This window comes from Mycobacterium sp. 852002-53434_SCH5985345, from assembly GCF_001667155.1.
In the GTDB taxonomy this organism is placed as follows: domain Bacteria; phylum Actinomycetota; class Actinomycetes; order Mycobacteriales; family Mycobacteriaceae; genus Mycobacterium.
On record NZ_LZIE01000074.1, the window covers coordinates 345,238 to 351,504 of the forward strand.

Annotated in this window: 1 protein-coding gene; it reads left to right on the plus strand. The window is 68.8% G+C overall.

Annotation, left to right across the window (positions count from 1 at the left end):
• The first annotated feature begins 5 nt into the window (after positions 1-5).
• The gene (pks2, locus tag A5756_RS19205) at positions 6-6,251 is read left to right on the plus strand and encodes a type I polyketide synthase (RefSeq protein ID WP_066955874.1); all 6,246 of its coding nucleotides are present in this window, start codon (positions 6-8) and stop codon (positions 6,249-6,251) included.
• Positions 6,252-6,267: the final 16 nt, after the last annotated feature.

A 6,267-nucleotide genomic window follows, 5' to 3' on the forward strand; every position in this document is an offset into this window, starting at 1 on the left:
CGGCCGTGGAGAAAGCAACTTTCACTCCCACTGCTGTCATCGGCATGGCCTGTCGACTGCCCGGCGGCATCGACTCCCCCGAGCGGCTGTGGGAGGCGTTGGTACGTGGGGACGACCTGATCACCGAAGTGCCGCCGGACCGGTGGGACGCCGACGAATACTACGACCCTCAGCCGGGGATTCCTGGTCGGTCGGTGACCAAGTGGGGCGGGTTCCTCGACGACGTCGCCGGCTTCGATTGCGAGTTCTTCGGGATCAACGAACGCGAGGCCACCGCGATCGACCCCCAGCACCGGTTGCTGCTGGAAACCTCGTGGGAGGCCATGGAGCACGCCGGCCTGACGCGAGAGACCATGTCCGACTCGCTCACCGGTGTGTTCGTCGGTCTGACGCACGGCGACTATCAACTGCTGGCCGCCGATGCGAACGCAGTGGAGGCGCCGTACGGGTTCACCGGCAGCAGCTTCAGCCTGGCATCAGGGCGGATCGCGTACGTCTTGGGCATTCACGGTCCCGCGATGACGGTGGACACCGCATGTTCGTCGGGTTTGACCGCGGTGCACCTGGCCTGCCACAGCCTGAGCGACGGTGAAAGCGACCTTGCCCTGGCGGGTGGCGCGGCGGTGATCCTGGATCCGCGGAAGTTCGTCGCGGGTTCCGCGGAAGGCATGCTTTCCCCCACAGGTCGGTGTCATGCGTTCGACGTCGCGGCTGACGGGTTCGCGTCCGCCGAAGGCTGTGTCGTCGTATTACTCAAACGGCTGCCCGACGCGCTGCGTGACGGTGATCGGATCCTGGCGGTCATCCGCGGCACTGCCGCCAACCAAGACGGCCACACCGTCAACATCGCCACCCCGTCGCTCGCGGCGCAGACCGCGGTGTACCGAGCGGCGCTGGCCGCCGCCGGCGTGGATGCCCGCAGCGTCGGCATGGTCGAGGCCCACGGCACCGGTACGCCCGTCGGTGACCCGGTCGAATACGCAAGCCTGGCCGCCGTTTACGGCATCGACGTCCCCTGCGCGCTGGCGACGGTGAAGACCAACTTGGGTCATGCGCAGTCGGCCGCGGGAGCGCTCGGGTTGATGAAGACCATCCTGGCGTTGCAGCACGGCATGATCCCGCAGAATCTGCACTTCGCACGGCTGCCCGACGAGATGGCCGCAGTCGACACCAAACTGTTTGTGCCGCAGACGATCACATCATGGCCGACGAATGGTCATCATCCCCGGCGGGCGGCGGTGTCGTCGTACGGGCTATCAGGAACGAACGCACACGCCATAGTGGAGCAAGCTCCGGCGCAGGTTCCGGAAGCCGCTGTGCCCGAAGCTGAGTCGGCCGCACCTCTGCTCTTCCCGCTATCGTCCACGTCGGCCGACGAATTGCGTCGCACCGCCGGCCGCCTGGGCGACTGGGTCGCAGCGCATGAGGATGTAGCCCTCACGGACCTCGCCTACACCCTGGCGCGCCGGCGCGTGCACCGCCCAGTACGCACCGCCGTGATTGCCAGTGGCCGGCTGGAGCTGGTAAACGCACTGCGTGAGGTCGCCGAGGGCGACACCCCGTATCAGGCCGCGGCCGGGCAGGATGACCGCGGACCGGTCTGGGTCTTCTCGGGACAAGGTTCGCAGTGGGCTCGAATGGGAGCCCAGCTGCTGGCGACCGAACCGGTGTTCGCGGCGACCGTCGCGGCGGCCGAGCCACTGATCGCCGGCGAGGCCGGGTTCTCGGTGACCCGGGCGCTGACCGCCTCGGAGACCGTGACCGGTATCGACCGGGTTCAACCGACCCTGTTCACCATGCAGGTCGCGCTGGCCGCGACCATGCGCTCCTACGGGGTGCAGCCCGGCGCGGTCATCGGGCATTCCCTGGGTGAAGTCGCCGCGGCCGTCGTCGCAGGAGCGCTGTCGCTGGAAGACGGGTTGCGCGTCATCTGCCGGCGCTCCCGCCTGATGTCGCGGATCGCCGGCGCGGGTGCGATGGCTTCGGTGGAACTGCCTGCGCAGCAGGTGCTTTCGGAATTGGTGACCCGGGGCGTCGACGATGCCGTGGTGGCGGTGGTGGCGTCGCCGCAATCCACGGTGATCGGCGGCGCCACCCAGACGGTGCGCGACCTGGTCGCGGCCTGGGAGTCGCGCGACGTAATGGCCCGCGAGATCGCCGTCGACGTCGCCTCGCACTCCCCCCAGGTGGATCCGATCCTCGACGATCTGGCCGACGCGCTCGCCGGGCTGCATCCGATGCCGCCGGAAATTCCCTTCTACTCGGCAACCCTCTACGACCCGCGCGAGCGGCCGGTCTGCGATGCCGGGTATTGGGTGCAAAACCTGCGCCAGATGGTGCGTTTCGCGCCGGCGGTACGGGCCGCATTGGAGGAGGGCTACCGCGTCTTCGCGGAGTTGGCGCCCCACCCGCTACTCACCCATGCGGTCGAGCAGACCGCCCGCAGTCTCGACATGCCGCTGGCCGCCCTGGCCGCGATGCGTCGCGAGCAAGCACAGCCCTACGGCTTGCGTGGCTTTGTCGCGGATCTGTACAGCGCGGGCGCCGCGATCGACTTCTCCGTGCTCTATCCGAAGGGGCGCCTGGTTGACGCACCGCTGCCGACCTGGACGCATCGTCGGCTGTTGTTGAGCCGCGGCGGTCAACCCTCAACGCACGGTGGCTGCACCGTTGCGGTGCATCCGCTGCTGGGCGCCCACGTGCGCTTGCAGGAGCAACCGGAACGCCATGTCTGGCAGGCGGAGGTCGGCACCGCCGCCCAGCCCTGGCTGGGCGATCACCAGGTTCGCGATGTGACCGTGTTTCCCGGGGCTGCTTACTGCGAAATGGCGCTGACGGCGGCGCGCGCCGTTTTCGGCGATGCTTCCGAGGTTCGTGACTTGCACTTCGAGCAGGCGCTGCTGCTGGACGAACAGACCACCATCGGAGCGTCGGCGGCGTTGTCGTCAACGGGCGTCGCCGATTTCGCGGTGGAGTCCGAGGACGGGGGCGACCAGGTGCAGCTGATCACCGCCGGGCTCTATGCCGCCGCGGAGGATCCCCCGCCCGCGCACGACATCTCCGCGCTGCTCGCCGCGCACCCGGGCAGCGAGGACGGCGCCGAGGTCCGCCGCCGCCTGGACGAGCGTGGTGTTCGGTACGGTCAGGCATTCAGCGGACTCACCGCGTTGCACATCGGCGCGGGGGCAACCGGCACCGTGCTGGCCGAGGTCGCGCTACCCGGTCAAATCCGCTCGCAACAAGATGCCTACGGGGTGCACCCGGCGCTGCTGGACGCCTGCTTCCAGTCCGTCGCGGCGCACCCCGAAGTGCAACCCCTGGGTGAAGACGTGCTGGCCTTGCCGCTCGGTCTCCGGCGGCTCCGCTCCCACGGCCCTGCCCGCGGAGCCCGCTACTGCTACACACGGGTGACGAAAGCCGATGCTTCCGGAGTCGAGGCGGATCTCGAAATGCTCGACGAGCACGGGGCCGTCCTGCTCGCCGTGCAGGGGCTGCGATTGGGTGCCGGGGCAGCCGAGAACGACCACGACGAACGGCTGCTGGCCAAGCGATTGCTGACGATCGAATGGCGGCAGCGAGAACTGCCGGAGGCCGAACACCGCAACCCCGGAGCCTGGCTGGTCATCGGCACCGCCGCCGACGCCGTTGCCCTGTTAACGGAAGCGCTGAAACGCCTTGGCGCACAATGCACCACGATGTGCTGGCCGCCGCACGCCGATCACACCTCGAACTCCGAACAGCTTCGAGATCGTCTGCGTGCCGGCGGATTCAGCGGTCTGGTGATCGCGGCGGGGACCGAGAAGGGTGACGCCGATGACCGGTCACCGGCGCTGGGCCTCGAGTCCGTGCAACACCTGGTGCATGTCATCCGCGAATTGCCCGACACGCCCGGCCAACTCCCCCGCCTCTACGTCGTCACGCGCAACGCCCAGACGGTGGTGGCCAGCGACGTGCCCAATTTGGAGCAGGCCGGGCTGCGGGGCCTGCTGCGGGCGATCGGCTCCGAGCATCCGCACCTGGGGGTCACCCAGATCGACGTGGACGACGACACCGAGGCAGAGCAGCTCGCCCGACAACTGCTCGCCGGGTCGGAGGAAGACGAGACCGCCTGGCGGCACGGCGCTTGGTACACGGCGCGTTTGGCCCTCAGCCCGCTGCGGCCCGAGGAGCGCCGCACCACCATCGCCAACCTCGAGCGGGACGGCGTCCGTCTGCAAATCCGCACGCCGGGTGATCTGGAGTCGGTGGAATTCATTGCCCGGGAACGAGTTACGCCGGGTCCGGGCCAGATTGAGGTGGAAATCAGTGCCTCCAACATCAACTTCGCCGACGTGCTGGTCGCGTTCGACCGCTACCCGGCCTTCGAGGGCCGGCGACAGCAGCTGGGCACCGATTTCGCCGGCGTGGTGACCGCGGTCGGACCGGGTGTGACCGACCACAAGGTGGGCGATCATGTCGGCGGTCTGTGTGGCGACGGCTGCTGGGGCACGTATATCACCTGCGACGCTCGCCTGGCGGTCACGCTGCCGGGCGGGCTCTCCGATGGGCAGGCGGCGGCGGTGCCAACCGCGCACGCCACCGCGTATTACGGCCTGCACGACCTGGCGCATATCAAGGCCGGTGATCGCGTGCTGATCCACTCCGGGACGGGCGGGGTCGGACAGGCGGCGATCGCGATGGCCCGGGCCGCGGGCGCGGAAATCTTCGCCACCGCGGGCAGCGAGGAACGCCGACAACTGCTGCGCGACATGGGCATTGAGCATGTTTACGATTCGCGCAGCACCGAGTTCGCCGACCTGATCAGGCGCCAGACCGACGGGTACGGCGTAGACATCGTGCTCAACTCGGTCCCCGGCGCCGCCCAGCTCGCGGGGCTCAAGTTGCTGGCTCTCGGTGGCCGATTCATCGAAATCGGCAAGCGGGACATCCGGTTGGGCCTCTTCTCGTTCCGGCCCAACCTCGCGTTCCACGGCGTCGACCTGGCGTTGCTGTCGTACAGCGAACCGGACCGGGTTCACGACTTGTTGGCCACCGTGTACCGGCTCATCGCCGACGGCGTGCTCCCGATTCCGGAGAGCACGCACTACCCGCTTGCGGAAGCCGGCAACGCCATTCGGACGATGGCCGGCGCCGGGCACACCGGCAAGATCGTGCTCGACGTCCCGCACACCGGCCGCCACCGGGTGACGGTACCGCCGGCGCAGGCCCCGGTCTTCCGCCCTGATGGCGCCTACCTCGTCACGGGCGGTCTTGGGGGTCTCGGGCTGTTCCTGGCGGAAAGGATGGCCGCCGCGGGATGCGGGCGCGTCGTGCTGTCCGCACGCTCACAGCCGACGCACACCGCGCTGGAGACGATCGAGAGGATCCGCGCGACCGGCGCCGACGTCGTGGTGGAGTGCGGGGATATCGCGCAGCCCGACACCGCGCGCCGGCTGGTGGCCACGGCGACCGCCACCGGGCTCGCCGTGCGCGGCGTCCTGCATGCGGCCGCGGTGGTGGAGGACGCCACCTTGACCAACATCACAGACGAACTGATCGAACGCGATTGGGCAGCAAAGGTTTACGGCGCGTGGAACTTGCACACCGCCACCGAGGGCCAGCCGCTGGACTGGTTCTGCTCGTTCTCCTCGGCGGCCGCGCTGGTGGGCTCGCCGGGGCAGGGCGCCTACGCGGCGGCCAACAGTTGGGTCGATGGCTTCACCCACTGGCGGCGGGCCCGGGGGCTGCCGGCGACCGCGATCGCCTGGGGACCCTGGGCAGAGATCGGGCGCGCGACCACACTGGCGGAGAATTCCAGCATTGCGATCGCGCCCGACGAGGGCGCTTACGCATTCGAAGCGATACTGCGCCACGACCGGGCCTATACCGGCTATTCGCCGATCACCGGTACCTCCTGGCTGGCGCTTTTGGCCGAGCGCAGCCCATTTGCGCAGGCATTTCGCTCTGTCGGACAAACCCAAACGGGCACAAGCAAACTGCGGGCCGAGCTCGATGACCTGCCGATGGACGAGTGGCCGACCTGGCTGCGGAGGATGATCTCCGATCAGGTCAGCCTGATCTTACGTCGCAGCGTCGATCCCGACCGGCCGCTCTCCGGATACGGCTTGGACTCACTGGGCGCCCTCGAACTACGAACCCGCATCGAGACCGAAACGGGGGTGCGCATCCCGTCGGCCGACATCTCCACCATAACGATCCGCGGCCTGGCGGGCCTGCTGTGCGAGAAGCTGGCGCCCGCTAGTGCGGCCTGAGACCGGAGGGGGTCGG